The organism is Rhizobium sp. BK060, assembly GCF_014193145.1.
Taxonomy (GTDB): Bacteria; Pseudomonadota; Alphaproteobacteria; order Rhizobiales; family Rhizobiaceae; genus Rhizobium.
In genome coordinates this window covers 1-18,273 of the sequence record NZ_JACHYW010000025.1, presented here as the reverse complement: position 1 = coordinate 18,273, position 18,273 = coordinate 1, and the positions used below count along the sequence as shown (strand labels likewise).

The 18,273-nt window shown below is 58.4% G+C and carries 17 protein-coding genes and 1 pseudogene; 8 read left to right on the top strand and 10 right to left on the bottom strand.

Features of this window, described 5'->3' with window-relative positions:
- Positions 1-26 precede the first annotated feature (26 nt).
- The 6 genes from fabG (at position 27) to gmk (ending at position 5,572) form a co-directional block, all read left to right on the top strand.
- Positions 27-764: a 3-oxoacyl-[acyl-carrier-protein] reductase gene (gene fabG / locus FHT71_RS23670; RefSeq protein ID WP_132591800.1), complete on the top strand. Its 738-nt coding sequence runs from the start codon at positions 27-29 to the stop codon at positions 762-764.
- Positions 765-1,054: 290 nt separating this feature from the next.
- Positions 1,055-1,291 (top strand): acyl carrier protein, encoded by a 237-nt coding sequence (locus FHT71_RS23665; protein ID WP_003547058.1) that lies wholly within the window; start codon positions 1,055-1,057, stop codon positions 1,289-1,291.
- 93 nt (positions 1,292-1,384) lie between these two features.
- Positions 1,385-2,647, top strand: coding sequence for a beta-ketoacyl-ACP synthase II (fabF, locus tag FHT71_RS23660; RefSeq protein WP_037084008.1), 1,263 nt, complete (start codon positions 1,385-1,387; stop codon positions 2,645-2,647).
- A 117-nt stretch (positions 2,648-2,764) separates the two neighbouring features.
- Positions 2,765-4,000 carry an endolytic transglycosylase MltG gene (mltG, locus tag FHT71_RS23655; protein WP_007800933.1) on the top strand — a complete coding sequence of 412 codons (1,236 nt, stop codon included), beginning with the start codon at positions 2,765-2,767 and terminating at the stop codon, positions 3,998-4,000.
- Positions 4,001-4,015: 15 nt separating this feature from the next.
- Positions 4,016-4,903, top strand: coding sequence for a YicC/YloC family endoribonuclease (locus FHT71_RS23650; protein WP_132591802.1), 888 nt, complete (start codon positions 4,016-4,018; stop codon positions 4,901-4,903).
- A 3-nt stretch (positions 4,904-4,906) separates the two neighbouring features.
- On the top strand, positions 4,907-5,572 hold the full coding sequence (gene gmk / locus FHT71_RS23645) for a guanylate kinase (RefSeq protein ID WP_007800937.1): 666 nt from the start codon (positions 4,907-4,909) through the stop codon (positions 5,570-5,572).
- Between the two features lie 109 nt (positions 5,573-5,681).
- Here gmk and rsmA read toward each other — a convergent pair whose 3' ends face one another.
- The 7 genes from rsmA to FHT71_RS23610 all read right to left on the bottom strand — a co-directional run bounded on the left by rsmA (position 5,682) and on the right by FHT71_RS23610 (position 14,166).
- Positions 5,682-6,509, bottom strand: coding sequence for a 16S rRNA (adenine(1518)-N(6)/adenine(1519)-N(6))-dimethyltransferase RsmA (rsmA, locus tag FHT71_RS23640; protein ID WP_132591804.1), 828 nt, complete (start codon positions 6,507-6,509; stop codon positions 5,682-5,684).
- A complete protein-coding gene (pdxA, locus tag FHT71_RS23635) occupies positions 6,509-7,534 on the bottom strand; it encodes a 4-hydroxythreonine-4-phosphate dehydrogenase PdxA (RefSeq protein WP_132591806.1) in 1,026 nt (341 codons plus the stop codon). The genes rsmA and pdxA overlap by 1 nt, the downstream gene beginning before the upstream one ends.
- A 5-nt stretch (positions 7,535-7,539) precedes the next feature.
- A complete protein-coding gene (locus FHT71_RS23630) occupies positions 7,540-8,490 on the bottom strand; it encodes a peptidylprolyl isomerase (RefSeq protein WP_183722277.1) in 951 nt (316 codons plus the stop codon).
- 187 nt (positions 8,491-8,677) lie between these two features.
- Positions 8,678-11,035 (bottom strand): LPS-assembly protein LptD, encoded by a 2,358-nt coding sequence (locus tag FHT71_RS23625; RefSeq protein ID WP_007800945.1) that lies wholly within the window; start codon positions 11,033-11,035, stop codon positions 8,678-8,680.
- On the bottom strand, positions 11,035-12,123 hold the full coding sequence (gene lptG / locus FHT71_RS23620) for an LPS export ABC transporter permease LptG (protein WP_183722274.1): 1,089 nt from the start codon (positions 12,121-12,123) through the stop codon (positions 11,035-11,037). Before lptG ends, FHT71_RS23625 begins: the two co-directional genes overlap by 1 nt.
- A complete protein-coding gene (gene lptF, locus FHT71_RS23615) occupies positions 12,120-13,298 on the bottom strand; it encodes an LPS export ABC transporter permease LptF (protein ID WP_132591812.1) in 1,179 nt (392 codons plus the stop codon). Before lptF ends, lptG begins: the two co-directional genes overlap by 4 nt.
- Before the next feature lie 97 nt (positions 13,299-13,395).
- Positions 13,396-14,166 (bottom strand): phosphatase PAP2 family protein, encoded by a 771-nt coding sequence (locus tag FHT71_RS23610; protein ID WP_183722337.1) that lies wholly within the window; start codon positions 14,164-14,166, stop codon positions 13,396-13,398.
- A gap of 190 nt (positions 14,167-14,356) precedes the next feature.
- Between FHT71_RS23610 and FHT71_RS23605 the strand changes: the two genes are divergently transcribed.
- Together FHT71_RS23605 and FHT71_RS23600 are read left to right on the top strand one after the other, a co-directional pair.
- Entirely contained in the window at positions 14,357-15,850 is a 1,494-nt protein-coding gene (locus FHT71_RS23605) for a leucyl aminopeptidase (RefSeq protein ID WP_183722271.1), read from the top strand.
- The gene (locus FHT71_RS23600) at positions 15,847-16,296 is read left to right on the top strand and encodes a DNA polymerase III subunit chi (RefSeq protein WP_132591816.1); all 450 of its coding nucleotides are present in this window, start codon (positions 15,847-15,849) and stop codon (positions 16,294-16,296) included. Before FHT71_RS23605 ends, FHT71_RS23600 begins: the two co-directional genes overlap by 4 nt.
- A 3-nt stretch (positions 16,297-16,299) precedes the next feature.
- Here FHT71_RS23600 and FHT71_RS23595 read toward each other — a convergent pair whose 3' ends face one another.
- The 3 genes and pseudogenes from FHT71_RS23595 to FHT71_RS23585 form a co-directional block, all read right to left on the bottom strand.
- Entirely contained in the window at positions 16,300-16,848 is a 549-nt protein-coding gene (locus tag FHT71_RS23595) for a GrpB family protein (protein ID WP_132591818.1), read from the bottom strand.
- Positions 16,849-16,909: 61 nt separating this feature from the next.
- Entirely contained in the window at positions 16,910-17,836 is a 927-nt protein-coding gene (locus tag FHT71_RS23590) for a Gfo/Idh/MocA family oxidoreductase (RefSeq protein WP_183722268.1), read from the bottom strand.
- 96 nt (positions 17,837-17,932) lie between these two features.
- Positions 17,933-18,088: pseudogene (locus tag FHT71_RS23585) on the bottom strand (polysaccharide deacetylase family protein); the annotation flags it as partial.
- Between the last annotated feature and the right edge of the window lie 185 nt (positions 18,089-18,273).

The window sequence follows — 18,273 nt, the reverse complement described above, 5'->3', positions numbered from 1 at the left end:
ATTTAACGAATACAAGGAACACTTCCATGCTCGATCTTTCCGGCCGCAAGGCTGTGGTTACCGGCGCCTCCGGCGGCATCGGCGAAGAAATCGCCCGCATCCTGCACAAGCAAGGGGCCATCGTGGGCCTGCACGGCACGCGCGTAGATAAGCTTGAGGCGCTGGCGAACGAGCTTGGAGATCGCGTCAAGATTTTCCCGGCTAACCTCGCAGACCGCGACGAAGTCAAGGCGCTCGGCGTCAAGGCCGAAGCCGATCTCGAAGGCGTCGACATTCTTGTCAACAATGCCGGCATCACCAAGGACGGCCTCTTTGTTCGCATGAGCGACGAGGATTGGGATAACGTCATTGAAGTGAACCTGACGGCGATGTTCCGCCTGACGCGCGAGTTGACGCATCCGATGATGCGCCGCCGTTATGGCCGCATCATCAACATCACGTCAGTCGTTGGCGTCACCGGTAACCCAGGCCAGGCCAATTACTGCGCCTCCAAGGCCGGCATGATCGGCTTCACGAAATCGCTGGCTCAGGAGATTGCAACCCGCAACGTCACGGTCAACTGCGTGGCGCCGGGCTTCATCGAGTCCGCGATGACTGGCAAACTGAACGACAAGCAGAAGGAAGCGATCATGGGAGCGATCCCGATGAAGCGCATGGGCACGGGCGCCGAAGTTGCCTCCGCCGTCGCCTATCTCGCCTCGTCGGAAGCTGCGTATATGACAGGCCAGACGCTGCACGTAAACGGCGGCATGGCCATGATCTGAAACGGGAAACTGCCTTTCGGGCAGATTTTCCCCGCAATAGCGTGTTGACCAACCCGATGGGGTTGATTTTCTGGCTTTGCGGCAGACTTAAACCGTGTTAAGCGGGCCATGACTGTGAACAGTCTCCCGAGAAAGCAGACGGACCGGCGGGCTTTTGTGCAAGCCTGGGACATTTCTGGTAGCCGGGTTCAAAGAGTTTGCCGAGGTGGCTTTAAGGGGCGCCGCAGGCTGAAACAGGGTAGGGATGTCACAAGGCATTCTGATCAGGACATAAGGTCGAGGAAACCGACATGAGCGATATCGCAGAACGCGTAAAGAAAATTGTTATTGATCATCTTGGCGTCGATGCCGACAAGGTTGTCGAAAGCGCCAGCTTTATCGACGATCTGGGCGCTGACTCGCTCGATACCGTCGAACTGGTTATGGCGTTCGAAGAAGAATTCGGCGTCGAGATTCCGGATGACGCTGCTGACTCGATCCTGACGGTCGGCGATGCCGTAAAGTTTATCGAAAAGGCCCAGGCTTAATCCTGAGCATTTATGAAAGGGCGGACCCGGAGTCCGCCCTTTTTATTTCTGGCATGGTTCTCCAAGAACATAAAAGGCAGGGGAATACAGTCGATGAGACGGGTCGTTATAACAGGTACCGGTATGGTCTCGCCCTTGGGATGCGGAACGGAAGTGACGTGGTCCCGCTTGCTTGCGGGTCAAAACGGCGCCCGCCTGGTCACTGAATTCGAAATCGACGACCTTTCCGCAAAGATTGCTTGCCGCATTCCGGTTGGCGATGGCAGCGACGGCACCTTCAATGTCGATGACTGGATGGAGCCCAAGGAACAGCGCAAGGTCGATCCTTTTATCATCTACGGCATGGCAGCCGCTGACATGGCGCTGAACGATGCGAACTGGCACCCAGAAAGCGATGAAGACCAAGTTTCGACGGGTGTCCTGATCGGTTCGGGCATCGGCGGCATCGAAGGCATCGTCGAAGCCGGCTACACGCTGCGCGACAAGGGCCCGCGCCGTATTTCTCCTTTCTTCATTCCGGGCCGTCTGATCAACCTCGTGTCCGGCCAGGTATCGATCCGTCACAAGCTGCGTGGGCCGAACCACTCGGTGGTCACGGCATGCTCGACTGGCGCGCACGCAATCGGCGACGCCGCCCGTCTCATCGCATTCGGCGATGCCGACGTCATGGTCGCCGGCGGCACGGAGTCCCCGGTCAGCCGCATCTCGCTGGCCGGCTTCGCCGCCTGCAAGGCATTGTCCACCCAGCACAACGATAATCCGACCAAGGCATCGCGCCCCTACGACAAGGATCGTGACGGCTTCGTCATGGGTGAGGGCGCCGGCATCGTCGTTCTCGAAGAACTGGAACACGCCAAGGCGCGCGGCGCCAAGATCTATGCCGAGGTCGTGGGCTATGGTCTTTCCGGTGACGCCTATCACATCACTGCGCCGTCAGAGGACGGCGAAGGCGCGCAGCGCTGCATGACGATGGCGTTGAAGCGCGCCGGCTTGACGCCCGCCGATATCGACTACATCAACGCGCATGGCACGTCGACGATGGCTGACACGATCGAACTCGGTGCCGTCGAGCGCTTGGTCGGCAATGCAGCCTCCAAGATCTCGATGTCGTCGACGAAGTCTGCGACGGGCCATCTGCTCGGTGCGGCTGGTGCGATCGAGGCGATCTTCGCAACGCTTGCCATCCGCGACAACGTTGCGCCTCCGACGCTCAATCTCGACAATCCTGAGCGCGAGACCGCAATCGATCTCGTTCCGCACAAGGCGCGCCAGCGGGAAATCAACGTCGCGCTGTCGAATTCTTTCGGATTCGGCGGTACGAATGCATCATTGGTGCTGCGCCGCTACGTCGCCTGACTGCAGGCGTTGACGTCCTGACAGTGGGGCTGCACCTTGCGCGGCGCGGCCCCACCTGCATTTTGCCGCATTGCTTAGCAAGAAGCGGGACTTGAGGCCAAGTTTAGAGGATTGCCGGTGAGCGATACGAACCAGAGCAACGGGACGATCGGCGAGGAAAGCCAGCAGACGCAGAGCGGGCCGATCATTCCCAAGTCGCCGAGCGAGGCGCTTCGGCCGGAACGCGTACCCGAGCCGCCGAAGCGCTCGAAGAAGGCGCGCAGCCAAGTTATCATTTTCCTGAACTTCCTGATGACGCTTGTCGTGCTCGGCTGCGCAGCGGCCGTCTTCCTTTTCTATTACACGATCTCTGCCTACCAGAATCCCGGTCCGCTGGAGACAAACACGAATTTCATCGTGCGAAGCGGCGCCGGCGTTGCTGAGATCGCCGCAAGCCTCGAACGCAACAACATCGTGTCGGACGCGCGTATCTTCCGTTACCTCACCACGACGCATCTTGATGACGGCGAGAGCCTCAAGGCGGGCGAGTACGAAATCAAGGCGCATGCCTCCATGAACGACATCATGGAACTGCTGAAATCGGGAAAGTCGATCCTGTATTCCGTCGCGTTTCCGGAAGGCCTCACTGTCCGCCAGATGTTCAATCGTCTGAACGAGGATGCCGTGCTGGAAGGCGACCTGCCGACCGTCGTGCCTGCCGAAGGAAGCCTGCGTCCGGATACCTACAAGTTCTCGCGCGGCACAAAGCGGGCAGAGATCATCGAGCAGATGGCTGCGGCACAGCAGAAGCTTGTCGACCAGGTGTGGGACAAGCGCGATACGTCGCTGCAGCTCAAGTCAAAGGACGAACTGATCATCCTTGCTTCGATCGTCGAAAAGGAAACCGGCGTTCCCGACGAGCGAGCCCATGTGGCCTCGGTCTTCCTTAACCGGCTGGGCAAGGGGATGCGCCTTCAGTCCGATCCGACCATCATCTATGGCCTCTTCGGCGGTGACGGAAAACCGGCGGATCGCCCGATCTATCAATCGGACCTCAAGAAGGAAACGCCCTACAACACTTATGTGGTCAAGGGCCTTCCCCCGACGCCGATTGCCAATCCGGGTCGTGATGCGCTGGAGGCTGTCGCCAATCCCTGGAAGACGCAGGATCTTTATTTCGTTGCCGATGGTTCCGGCGGGCATGTGTTCGCGGCCACGCTCGAGGAACACAATGCCAACGTCAAACGCTGGCGTCAGCTGGAAGCGGCCAAGGGTGCCGACCCCAATATTGTCGTTGATGGACAGCCTGAAAGCCAGACGCAGTCGGACGCACCTGCCGCTCCGGCTCCCCAGAAGAAAAAGAAGACGAACTGATTTTCGGAGGCTCGCATGGCTTTGCAGTCCATGACCGGTTTTGCGCGGCGTGAGGGCACGAGTGGCCGCTGGCGTTGGGCCTGGGAACTGCGTTCGGTCAACGGCAAAGGCCTGGATCTGCGCTTGCGCCTCCCGCCGGGGCTGGAGCGCATGGAGAATGACGTGCGTCGGCTTGCCGGCGAGCGCTTTAGCCGCGGCAATATGCAGGCGTCGCTGTCCGTCTCTGCCGGTGAGAGCCGCATCGAAACCGTTCTCAATCAGGAAGCTCTCTCCGCAGTGCTCGCTCTGCGGGACCAGCTTGGCGGCATCATCGATCCCGCGCCGTTGCAACTCGATACTTTGCTCGCTATTCGAGGCATTATCGAATTCCGGGACAGGGAAGACGGCGATGAAGCGATTGCAGCGCGCGATTCCGACATTGTCGATGGCTTGATTGCCGCCCTTGTCGATTTGCGGCAGATGCGGGAATTGGAGGGCGCCGCATTGTCGCGCGTACTGCTGGACCATGTCTCGACAATTGAGGGACTGACGCAGGTGATCGAGCGTGATCCTTCCCGCTCTCCGCAAGAGATCGCTGGCCGGTTGGCCGCGCAGGTCGCAATGCTCATGGACGGGTCGGGAAAGCTGGATCGCGAGAGGTTGCATGCGGAAGCTGCTCTGCTCGCCACGAAGGCGGATCTTCGTGAAGAGATCGATCGCCTGAAGGCGCATGTGGTTGCCGCTCGCGACCTGCTCAGCAAGGGCGGCCCGGTCGGGCGCAAGCTTGATTTCCTTGCACAGGAATTTAACCGAGAATCGAATACTATCTGTTCGAAGTCGAATTCGGCCGCCGTTACCGCCGCCGGCATCGAGCTGAAAGTGGTCATCGACCAGTTCCGCGAGCAGGTCCAGAATCTGGAGTGATACATGAGCCCGGCCCACTCGAGCACACCAACTAAAATTGCCCGGCGCGGGCTGATGCTTGTCCTGTCCTCGCCGTCTGGTGCAGGCAAGTCGACGATTGCCGGCAACCTCCTCAGGGACGACCATAGCCTCGAAATCTCTGTCAGCGTTACGACCAGAGCCAAGCGGCCCAGCGAAATTGCCGGTAAGCACTACCACTTCATCACTGTCCCGCAGTTCGAGAGGATGCGAGACGCAGGCGACCTGCTCGAATGGGCGGAGGTGCACGGTAATTTCTACGGTACGCCGCGGGAACCCGTGGAATCCGCGATGGCCGAAGGTCGCGATATGCTGTTCGATATCGACTGGCAGGGTGCTCTGCAGCTTCAGGACAAGATGAAGGCTGATATCGTCTCGATCTTCGTGCTGCCGCCCACCATGACCGAACTGCAGTCGCGCTTGCATCGTCGCGCAGAGGATTCGGAAGAGGTCATTCGTACGCGGCTTCTGAATTCTCGCGCCGAGATCGAACGCTGGCGCGAATATGACTATGTCATCGTCAACGACGATCTCGACGAAGCGTTTCGCAACGTGAGCTGCATCGTCAATGCCGAGCGCGTCCGCCGGGACCGACGCCACGGCTTGTTCGACTTTGTTAACGGCCTGTTGACGGAAGAGCCGAAGCTCTAAGTTCAGCAAGTTTGAAGCGAAGGCATTTGCGAGCCGGTCCGCTCGACGTTACCACCTGTCTCCAAGGGTCTAAGCTATCGCTCTGCGTGAGAGATCGCCTGCACGTTACCTAGAGGCAATTCGCCAGTCGAACGAACTCGGCGACCGAAAGCGTTTCGGCGCGGCGCTGAGGATCTACGTCCGCCTTATTGAGCAAGGCTTCGCCCCCGAGGGGTTTGAGGCTTTGCCGCAGCATTTTTCGGCGCTGGCCGAAGGCTGCATGGGTCACCTTTTCCAAATCGGTGACCGAGCAGGGGATGGGGTTCTCGTTCGGCGTCAGATGGACGACCGTCGACGTGACTTTCGGCGGCGGCGTAAATGCCTGCGGCGGTATATCAAACGCCATACGCGCGTTCGTACGCCAGCCGCAGAGCACGCCGAGACGTCCATAGTGGTCGTCGTCTTCGGTCGCGACGACGCGCTCTCCCACTTCCTTCTGGAACATCAGCGTCAGCGATTCCCAGAAAGGCGGCCACTGCTTCGGGAGGATCCAATTGACCAGCAACTGCGTCCCGACGTTGTAGGGAAGATTGGCGATGATCTTCACACGGCCATCGGGTGCCAAAGCTTCGAAGTCCGTCTTCAATGCGTCGCCTTCGATGACCTCGAGCCGCCTAGGATAGTGGTCCGCAATTTCGGCGAGGGCCGGTAGGCAGCGAGAGTCGCGCTCGACGGCGACCACTTTCTTTGCGCCAAGTGCCAGAATGGCGCGCGTCAAACCGCCCGGACCCGGGCCGACTTCGAAGACCGTGACCCCCTCCAGCGAGCCGGCTGTTCGAGCAACCTTCTGCGTCAGGTTGAGATCGAGCAGGAAGTTCTGGCCGAGGGCCTTTCGTGCATCGAGGCCATGGCGTTGAATGACGTCGCGAAGAGGCGGAAGCCCATCCAAGGCAGCCATCAAATGCGCCCTTCCGCGGTGCGTCCGAGGTGGCCTGCGAGCTTTAGGGCCGCGACGAGGCTGCTTTCGCGGGCAAGCCCTTTGCCGGCAATGCCGAAGGCGGTGCCATGATCAGGCGAGGTGCGCACGAAGGGCAATCCAAGTGTCACGTTGACCGAGTCGTCGAAACCAAGCGCCTTGGCCGGTATCAGGGCCTGGTCGTGGTACATGCAGATCGCAACGTCGTAGCGCGCCCTGGCCTCATCGTGGAACATGGTATCGGCGGGCAGCGGCCCAATTGCGTTGATGCCCTTGGACCTCAGAAATTGAATGGCCGGCTTGATGACCGCTTCATCCTCTTTGCCGATGGTACCATCTTCCCCCGCGTGCGGATTGAGACCGGCAATTGCGAGGCGGGGACTCGCGATCCCGAAGCGAGACCTGAGATCGGCATCGGCAATTCGGCAGGTCTTGATGATGAGTTCCGCATTGAGTGCTTGAGGCACATCCTTAAGGGGAATATGGATCGTGACCGGAATGGTGCGGAGCTTTGGACCAGCGAGCATCATCACCGGCATGGCCGCTTGTCCAGTCGCTCGTGCGGCGAGATCTGCCAGAAACTCGGTGTGCCCGGGGAAGGGGAAGCCGGACTCATAGAGCACCGACTTGGCGATTGGATTGGTGACGACGCCAAGGGCCCCACCTGATATCGTCAGCGATACGGCTTTTTCGATCGCGGCGATCGTGGCCTTGGCTGTCGCGACATGGGGCTCACCCGCAACCACCTCAATACCTGCAGATATGGGAAGCACGGGGAGGGCGTCGACAAAGACGTCATTGGCGTTGGCGCAATCGGTCTCGCGAATGGCAACCGTCAGGCCCAGCAGCTTGGCACGCAACGCCAACACATCAGGATCGCCAATAAACACGAACGGAGGAAGACCAAGCTCCCTACGTCGCATCCAGGCCAGCAATGTAATGTCAGGGCCGACACCAGCCGGATCCCCCTGACTCAGAGCAAGCGGGCGCGAGAACGAGATCGTCATTTTGCTCAGGGACGCATGATCTGCGCCTTCTTGCGCAGTTCTTCCATGTATTTCTGGGCGTTCGGATTCTCCGGAGGTGCGTTCTTCCCCGCCTTCGCCTTATCGAGATCTTCCTGGCGGAACACCATTTCCGCAGCCTGGTCATCGGAAACCTGGCGCTGGCTGCAGATGGCAATGTATTCAACACCCCTGTCCGTTACGCGCGTGGCTGTCGTGTTGCCCTTAGCCTGCTCGACAAGCGGCTTCCATTCGGCCGGAAGTTCCGGCGCGAGAACACGACCGAGCTCGCGCACCGATACGTCGCGCATCGTTGCGGCAAACACCTTGGCCTGCTCGCAACCTGGATACTTCGACCGGGATGCTTCGGCCTCGCTCTTGCGCTTGCCTACGATGCCCTTCTTGCTGGCGGGGACGACGAAGATCATCTGCTGCAGAATATATTCCGTGGTTTCCGGCTTCTGTTTGTTCTCCATCATGCGCGCAACAAGGTCGGAATTCGACATACGGGTGCTTGAGCCGTAGCGTGCATTGACAAGACGCGGCCAGCTCATCTGCACGGCAATAAAAGCCTTGAAATGCACGACACCGACGCCGGCGCGCTCGAGAATCTGCGTCATCTGATCGGTCGTCAGCTTGTTGCCGGTCGCAAACCGCGCGAACGATGCATCGACGTCGTCCTTGGAAACCGACATGCGCACGCGCGCAATTTCCTGCTGCTTCAGCGTCTGGTCGATCAGTTGCTCTTCTGCAGCCTTGGCATCTGCCTTCTGGTGCTGCAGCCGGAGGAATGCCTGACGCTTGGCAACATCACCGCTGGTAATTGCTGTGCCGTTGACGACCACCCTGACTTCGCTTGCAGCGAAAGCTGAGCCGGTCCGAGGCGAGGCAAAAGCCGCCAGCATCGCGAAAGCCGCGCCGGCAATCATCGTCGTTACGATTTTTCTTGCGCCAATCATCTATCGACCCTTCCCATTGACGCCGCGCATTTACGTCGCGGCGCGCATACCTTCTCGAGACAAACGGGCACTGCCGCTCTAAATTGAAAATTCAGCATATGCCCCAGATATCAACTGGCGACAATGTCCTGCATAGTCTTACGGCGAAAGAAAGGCCCTTTCTTTCGCCGTAAGACTGAACTCGCCGTCAATTCTGGTAGATGGTTGTGTTGGTATCCACCGCGCCGCCGAGGTTGATGTCGCCGAGCGTGCGGAAGGTCAACCTGGCGCCGATACTCCAGTCGCTAGCGGTTTCGGCGGTGGTATCACGCTTCTCGCTATATGCGATCGTAAAGATCGTGCATTCGTCCTCATAGGTCAGACCGAATGTTTTCCTGACGATGCTGTTGTCCTGAAGATCCCAGGCTATGCCGCCAAATACCGACCAATAATCCTTGAACTTAACAGTTCCCTTGGCCTGGATCTCATCGTTGTCTTCAGCAAAGCCATACTCTGGCTGTGCTGAGACATGCGTGTAAATCAGCTGGCTTTGGAGATTGTCGTTCTGGAAGCCAGCCGTGAAATCGCCGCGACGGAAACCCAAGCTCTTTTCGTCAAGCCGATAGGAGGCTGCAAGGGCGAGGCCCTGCGGCGTTTCGATGCCGCCGAGACCGACAAAGTCGGACACGTCACTTTCCAGACCGGAATCCGCACCGACATTCACCAGATCGGCTGTGTCGAAAGAGTTCTGGCCGCCCAGCTGGTAGGATTGCCCGAAAATGCCGTGCAGCTTGTAGCCATTGTCGAACGTGCCGGTGTACTGGAAGCCGACATTAGCGCGTGTGCCGCCTTCGATGCGATCATAGCCCGAGAACTTGTCACGCTCGAAGAGATTGGTCGCATCGAACACGAAGCTCTGTGCGTCTTCATTCGGAAGACCGCCAGCAAGGCGTTCGTCAGGCCGTGCGTAGATTTGAACGATGGGTTCGAACAGGTGCGTGCTGTTTTCGGTCGTCCCGAGGATCGGATAGCGCATCTCCAGTCCGGCAGTAAACATCGAACGCGTCGCCGCATTGCTGTCATCATAATTGCCATCATAGACAAACGTACCGGAAGTAGGCGGTGGCGTCATGTTCAGTGCCAAGGCATCGCCACGGGCAGCGAGCAACGGCGTGATCAGGAAACCCTCAGGCGTGACAAACGTCCGCTTCCATTCCAGTTCGCCCGTCAGGCGGGACGTCTGGCCCTCAAGGCCACGGAACCGGTCGAAGCCCGCGACACTGTAGAAGTCGTCATGGGTGCGCGACAGGTTCGTGAAGTTGACGTCGGCGGAAAGTTCGCCCCCGGCTAGCGGCTGCGGCGCCACGAAGTGATAGTCCATCACCGGATAGACGATCGCCTGTTGCTTCTCCTTAACGTCGTTCGGATCGGCGTCCTGAACGTCGAAATAGAACGAACGCAGATCGAAGTAATTCCGTTTGCCGAGACCGGTCAGGTAGACCTGATTTGTCTGCGTTGAGTTGTCCAGCCCTTTTAGACTATAGGTCCGAGAAAAGTTATTGTCGCTCTGCGCCATAACGTCCCAGCCGAACGCCCAGCGCGGATTGATCCTGAAATCTCCCTTGGACGCTACAACGCCGCGGAAGTCATTTTCGGCATCACTGGTGCCGGGCGTAAAGGTCTCCGGGCTGAGCTGATTGATACCAGCCATGCGCAATATGTGCGTGCCGTTTTCGAATCGCTGACGATATTCCGCGTCCAGCAGGAAGCCCTGGGTCGTATAACCTGTGCCCGTCACCGTTATATCGCTGCTTGGCGAAATAACGTAGTAATACGGGACGGAAAGACCGAAGCCGAGATTTTGAGCGGTGACAAAGCTAGGAAAGAGGAAGCCAGACTTCCGCTTCACGGTGTTGTCGGGGACTTCGATCCACGGCACGTAGGCAAGTGGATGACCAAGGAGCTCAAAGCGCGCTTTTTCGAGGCGAATCGTGTGCTTGACGCCGTCCTGAATGACACGCTCAGCCTTGACCTGCCAGAAGGGAGGCCGTTCCGGTTTCTCGGCGCAAGGCAAACAGGCAGTATAGACGCCCTTGTTCAGGATCATTTGCGTGCCGCCAACACGCTCGCCGGTTTCAGCAACCAGGCGCGTATTGTCGGCGGTCTCGATTCTGAGTGCGTTTACGAAGCCGTTTCCAAAGTCGTCTGTGACATCAAGCTTGTCGGCGTACATGCGGTTGCCATCGGGGCCGATGAGTTCGACGTTGCCTAGCGCCATCAGGCGCCCAGTCTGCTGATTATACTCTACGCGCTGCGCCACCATCCTGTAGCCGCCGTAGTTAATCTGCACGCCGCCGATGGCCGAAACGATCTGCGCGTCCTTGTTATAGACGAGTTCGTTTGCCGACAGAATCAGCTTCTGGTCGTCCGATACGTTCGGCTTCAAACCTTGCAGGGCATCCTGCGCGAAGGCAGCAGGAAAGCCATTGGAATAGGTAGACAGAGCTGCGCCTACGAACAGGGCAACCAACTGTTTACTAAGAGTCTTGCGGTCGCCTGCCGCCACTAGCCATCCTCCTGATGAAGCAGAATTGTTGCACCCAAAGCCAAGGCAACGGTGACCGGAATCCACGTCGCCACGAAAGGCGGGACAACCCCACTGCTTCCGAATGCTTTTACAAGCACGGTGACCACATAAAGCACGAAGCCTGACAGGATTCCACCCAGAATCACTGACCTCGATTGGTTGAACCGGCTAAATTTTAGGGACACTGTTGCAGCAATGAGAGTCATGGCGACAAGTAGCAGTGGTTGGGACAACAACGAATGAAATTGCGTCTCGAGAGCCTTGGTCGGAATCCCAAAGGATTTCGCGGCGTCGATTCGGCTCGAAAGATCAAAAAATCCAATACTTTCAGGGGCTGTTAGCCTCTGCTGGACGAAATCCTGTTTCAAATTGGTGCGGACACGCACCTCATCCTTGCGCGCCGCGACTTCGCCGGGACGGCGCTCGACAACGTTCTTTAGAAGCCAGTAACCATCTTCCAATTTTGCCGACGCGGCGTCCTGTCTCAGGATGATGTGGTCGGTCGAATCGAAATGCACGAATACCGCATCCATCAGTCGCGTGCCGTTCTCGAGAACCGTATGCGCACCTATGATCGCATCGTCGCCACCGCTGATCTGCCGAAGCCACGGAACTTGCGTTGCGGTATTCGGCCCTGAGCCTTCTCCGCGCCAGTTGCTCTCCACGATGGCGGCCTGGCGTTGCCCCCATGCTGCCAGCGGATTGAGGACAGTCATGACCAGGATGCCGAGCAAAAAGGCGCCGATAAGGAAGGGCGACATGAACTGCCAAACCGAGATGCCGGCAGCGCGCGTCACGACCAGTTCGTATTTTCTGTTGAGGCCGATCAAAACCGTCATGCCCACAAAGAGGGCAATGAAGGGAACGGTCTGCTGCAGGATGAGCGGCAGGCGCACGGCTGTCATGACGAGGCCCCCGGTCACGGTATAGCCGGGAAGGCCCGAAAGGCGGCCGGCCGTCTCGCTGAAATCCACGAGGTAGACAATGCCAATCACGCCGAGAAAGAACCACATTGTGGTCAGCACATAGCGACGGAAGAAATAACGGCCGAGCGTCCCGAAGATCATGCACTGCCTCCCGCGGAGGGGTCCGCCGACCGGCCGAAGCGTTGCAGCAAGCTCTGCCAAGATGCGGCGATGCGGTCGCTCATTGCGGACACGACCGACAGACGCTTGTGATGCGACAGGGATGCGATTGCGAGGAGGCTGGCGATCACGGGAATCGCATACAGCACACCGATATACTCCGGATCGGTGTCGATCTGATTTGCTGCATAAAATGAGGCCCAACGAATCGCGAATGCAAAGATGAGCGCCGCCACCATCGGATGCAGCCGCGCTTCACGATGGGAGCGCGCATCGCCGGCAATCGCGAGTGAAATCAGCGCAAACACCATCGGCAGAGCCCAATCCGTCAGACGGCGGTGCAATTCGGCACGATAACTGCCGGGCTTGGCGATGTAGTCCTTGTCGTTCGGATCCGGACTAAGCAGGAATGGAAGCTCGCGGTCGGATGCACGAAGCGTTGCCTGACCGCGGTTCTGTGTCAGATCGGACAGGTCGAAAGAGTAGGAATCGAAGCGAATAACGGAGACGTCGCCGGTCTGCGTTTTGCGGTGAACCTCGCCATCATGCATGATGAGTGACGTGCCCTTCTCGTCAACTGCGCCTTCGCGTGCGTAGTAGATAAGCTCGAATGCAGGGTCACGCTCGTCAACGACAAACAAGCCCTTGAGCACACGACCGGCCAATCGCTCCGATATCTGCACGTAAAGTCCCGTATCGATGCGGCGGAAGTTCTTCTCCTCAATAACGGAGGAGAGCAGATCCGCATAGGCAGCCGCCACCATCTGGCGAACGCCGGTCTTGGCCTTTGGCTCGACGACGTTGTCTACCAGAAACGAAAAGGCGCTAATGACGGCTGCGAGGATAAGAATCGGGCGCAGGATGATACTGCGCTTGGCGCCTGCCGCATCGATGACGGTCAGTTCCGAATCGTTGTTCATCGTTGTCAGCGTCTGCGTGACGCCGATGACAAGCGCGAATGGCAGTACGATGGGAATGATCGACGGAAGGATCAGCGTTGCCAGCTTGGCGAACGAACCCATCGACTGGCCGCTATCGGTCACCAGATTGACGCGCTGCAGAACCTGAGTCGTCCAAATGATCGCGAGCACCGGCAACAGGGCAACGAGAAACATCTGGCCAACACGCCGGAGTATGTATGTTTCAAGCAGTTTCATTCATGCCCTTGAACGCCATTTGCGAACCGATGCCGCTATGCAGCGAAATCCATCTACGCTCTTTGGTTCGCTTTTGCGACAAGCGGGCGTCGAAAATTCATTCAAATTTCAATTTTTTTTTGCGCTGTTGCGAATCGGTGAGAGCAAGAAGACCTACGAAGACCACGACGGACGAAAGCCATCCGAGGACCACGTCCGAAAGATAGTGGGCGCCGAAAGCAACCCGCATGGCGGGCGCCAGAAACGAGATTGCAGCAAGTGGCAGTGCAAGTGCCGAACGCGCTGGCTGCGGTATCAGGAAGATAAGACAGAAAATCCAGCCGGCGCCTGCCGCTTCGCCGGAAATGAACGAGCAGTTCGACACGCATCGTCCGGCCATGGAGCCTGCCTGCACGAAGTCCAGATAGCCTCCAAAATCCAGCGTTTGGGACGGGCGCGGTCTGCCCCAGTATGTCTTGAGGATGAGATTTGTGAGGATCACGGGGCCGATAATCAGCGAGCCGAGAGCGATCTTGAACGCGCGGGCGCGTGTGACATTGAAAGTGGTTCCACAGTGCCAATAGCACTCCACCAGTTTCCACAGCAACACGATGGCGATGAGATACGGAAGCCGGAAAAAGAGCGTTCTCAGGAGCCCAAGGTACGTCTCATGCCGGTAGGGAAAATAACCGCAGTTCTCCCCGAGAGTCGCGGGAGCGCTGCATGTCTCGCGCACAAAAAAATGCGCCGACACGTCGATATCGATCTGCGGAAAGGCATTGAACAGCAGGAGCAGCAACCACCACAGACAGAAGAGGCCTACGAACGCATGTGTGGTATCGCTGTCAGGCTGCCGTACGCGCCAAGACGCCCTTGTCTTTGCCAACATCAGAAGAGAGAGCAATTTGGAATTCCTGTGGACTTAGTTCCACGGGAGGAATATGCGCCGAAGATGACATCCCGTTAACGAGTTGGCGGCTAGTCAAGCGGCCACGTCTTCGGTCCGAAGACTTGTCTTCGGGGGTGAAACCCGAAATGATCGGGTAAAGCGGATTTAGGACAATCCCACTGGAGAAGATATGTCAACCAAGTTCGATATTTCATTTGCAACCTCCGCCGAGATCGCCGGTGCCTACGCGGTCCTTCTGCAGGCAAGCGGTGCCGATTTTGCCGCCGGGGCCAAGGTCGCGGACCCAGCTGGGGTGATCTCGAGAGCGGCAAAGATCGCTGGCTTCTCCGCCAAGGCGACGACTGTATTGGATCTTGTCGCTCCGGAGGGTTCGGCAGCCGAGCGGCTTATCGTCGTTGGCCTTGGCAAGCAGGAGGATCAGACCGCTCACGATTGGCTCAAGGCCGGTGGTGTCGCGGCGTCCAAGATCAAGAAGGCCGAAAAGGTTGCGATCTTCGTCGATGCGCCGGGCGCCAGCGTCGGCGCGAAAGAGGCGGCGGATTTTGCGCTTGGAATGCTTCTGCGCGCCTACAGCTTCGACACTTACAAAACCAAGAAGAAGGACGAGGACGGCAATAACCGCAATGGACGGGTGGCGGTGACGATCGTTACCGCAAATGCCACTGATGCCGCAGAAGCCATCAAGGTCTCGGAAGCCGTTGCGGCAGGGGTCAATCTGGCGCGCGATCTCGTGAACGAGCCGCCGAATGTTCTGGGCCCGGTGGAGTTTGCCGCCAAGGCGAGCGAACTGGCGAAGCTCGGCGTCGAGGTGGAAATCCTGACCGAGAAGGAGATGCAGAAGCTTGGCATGGGCGCCCTATTGGGCGTTGCGCAAGGCTCTGTCAGACCTCCGCGACTTGCTGTCATGCAATGGAAGGGCGGCAAGGACAATGAAAGCCCTATCGCCTTCATCGGCAAGGGCGTCGTCTTTGACACAGGTGGCATTTCGATCAAGCCCGCTGCCGGCATGGAGGAAATGAAAGGCGACATGGGCGGCGCTGCGGCGGTCACCGGCCTGATGCATGTCCTCGCGGTGCGCAAGGCGGCCGTGAACGCCGTGGGCATCATCGGCCTCGTCGAGAACATGCCCGACGGAAACGCCCAGCGCCCCGGCGACATCGTCACCTCGATGTCTGGCCAGACGATCGAGGTCATCAATACTGATGCCGAGGGCCGGCTCGTGCTCTGTGATGCGCTCTGGTATTGCAACGACCGCTTCAAGCCCAAATTCATGATCAATTTGGCAACGTTGACGGGCGCGATTCTTGTTGCGCTCGGCAACGTCCATGCTGGTTTGTTCTCGAATGATGACGAGCTCTCTGAGCAACTGACTGCGGCTGGGCTGACGACGAGCGAGAAGCTCTGGCGCATGCCGCTCGGTAAAGAATATGACAAGCTGATCGACAGCAAGTTCGCGGATATGAAGAACACCGGCGGCCGCCACGCAGGCTCGATCACCGCGGCTCATTTCCTGAAACGGTTTGTGCAGGATACGCCTTGGGCGCACCTCGACATCGCGGGAACTGCGATGGGGTCGCCACAGGACGAGATCAATCAATCCTGGGGCTCCGGCTACGGCGTGCGCCTGCTCGATGAGCTGGTGCGCGCCAACTACGAGTCATGACGGAAGTTCTGTTCTACCATCTGACGGAATCCAAATTGGAGGACGCCCTGCCGCCGCTGCTCGAGAAAAGTGTCGAGCGCGGCTGGCGGGTTGCCGTACAGTTGAAAGACGCGGCGCGGCGCGACCTGCTCGATCATCATCTCTGGACATTTCGCGAGGATAGCTTCCTGCCGCATGGCACTGATGAGCGGGGCCTGGCAGCAAATCAGCCGGTTCTCCTCACGGTTTCCGAAGGGAATGCCAACGCCGCGACAGTCCGGTTTATCGTCGATGGCGCGGAGCCACCTCCGGTCGAAACCTATCAGCGGATCGTCTTCATGTTCGATGGTCACGACCAAGAGCAGCTGGAAGGTGCCCGCGCGCAATGGAAGAAGCTGAAAGGTGAGGGGCACAGCCTGACATACTGGCAGCAAACATCCGAGGGGCGATGGGAGAAGAAGGCCTGAGCTCTATTGGCCCAGGCCGGAAGCCATCACGACCTCGTCGATGAAAGCCTGCTTTGCCTTGGTATACTGTGCGCGGCTTTCTGCATGCTCGCCGGCCAAGCCAACCTTCAGCTGCTCGTAGGCACGTGCGAGCCCGACATCGCTACGCAAGGCGTCGCGAAAGGCGATCATCCGGTTCCAGTTGTCGCCACGATACTCCACGACATGGACCAGATGGGTCCGGCTTTCATTCTTGATGCCGCGGCCGAAAATGTGATCGTCAGGAACGATGTCGCTACCGGCATAATCGTAGCCTATTGCTTCCATGGCGACGATGCAGCGCGGACCGTCATCCAGGTGTTTGACACCGACAAGTATGTCAATGATCGGCTTTGCCTTGATACCAGGAATGGCGGTGCTACCGACGTGCTGCATGTCGATTGCGATGTCCCCGAGCACTTGTCGGATGGCTTGCGCCTCGTTGGCATAGGCTTGTTGCCACAGGGTATTGGGTTCGGCGAGAGAAACCGTCATGTTCTTCAAGCCAAGACCATAAGACGCATCGTCTCGCATGCCGAACCTCCGCGACAGACCGTGAGCTCTTCACAATACTAGGAGGTTCGGCACGTTTCTATCAATCGTGAAACGCGTCGACGAATTTGCGCTTGCCGAGCATGAACGCGTCGGCAACATGGCGAAGAGGCGCGAGATCGACGTCGGACTTGCCGGCCTTGACGATTTCCGCGAAGCGACGGTAGAGCGCCGGATATTCCTCTTCCGGCGCCGAGAACTTCAGCTCGCCATTGATCGACAGCTTGGAACCGCCTTCCGCAAGCTGCACATGGCCGGCTTCCGTTTCCGCGAGGATGTCCCAGCTCTGCTTGCCGGTCTGTCGCCAGTCGAATTCGGCATAAACAGGCACGTCGTCAGCGTTCTTGAAATGCAGATCGGCAGCAATCGGTGCGTCGCGATTTTCCGGAAATTCGAGCGTTGCGCCCGTCAGGAAGATCGCTTTCGGCAGGATGTGAGTGACGATTGAAAGGGCGTTGATGCCCGGGTCGAAAACGCCGAGACCACCGGCCTGCCAGATCCAGTCCTGGTTTGGATGCCAATGGCGAACATCTTCCTTCCAGATGACGTGAACGCTCTTGATCGTCGTCGACGCGAGGAAGGACTTCGTGGCTTCAACGGCCGCCGCATAGCGCGAATGCCAGCTCGCAAATAGTGAAACGCCCTTGCTTGCAGCGAGACTTTCAAGATCGGCCACTTCGCTCAGCGTTGCGCCCGGAGGTTTTTCGAGAAAGACGTGCTTGCCGGCGGAAAGCGCCTTGTGTGCCGCTTCGTAGCGGTATTGCGGTGGCATGCAGAGGGAAACTGCGTCGATCGCCGGGACTGCATCGAGCATCGCATCGATCGTGGTGAAGCTCTGGATGCCCTCGACGGTGCCATGGCGGCTCGCCGTTGCAACGAGCTGGAAGTCGGAATTCTTTGCGATCGAAGGAAGGTGCTGGTCGCGGACGATCTTGCCGACGCCAACGATGGCGAGGTTGATAGGTGACATGCTGGTGGCTCGCGTTCGGTGTTTCACTCAAAAGTATGATTTATTTGGCGCCTGTTTTAACAGAAAGAAACCGGCGGGCAAGCGTCGATAGCCCCATCAGAGAGACGCCATCTCGGCGGGCGCTGTCGGCTTCGTGAACTGCAGCGTCACGACCTTATACCCCTCGGCGTCGAGCGTTGAAAGAAGCGTCGGCAGCATTGTCGCAGTGCGATTGTGGATGTCGTGCATGAGAATGATGCCGCGGCCGGGCTTATAAATGTTGAGACAACCTTGATGATTATAGTCAACGATCGGTTTCGATCGTCCGGGAATGCACAGAATAGTGCGGTGTCCAACTAGCTCTAGATCCCATGAGGAGTGAACAGCGGCCGACGCTCTGGCAGAGTGAGGCTGCATCAAAGCACTCGCTCAGAAGGAACAGGTTATGGAAGCCACAT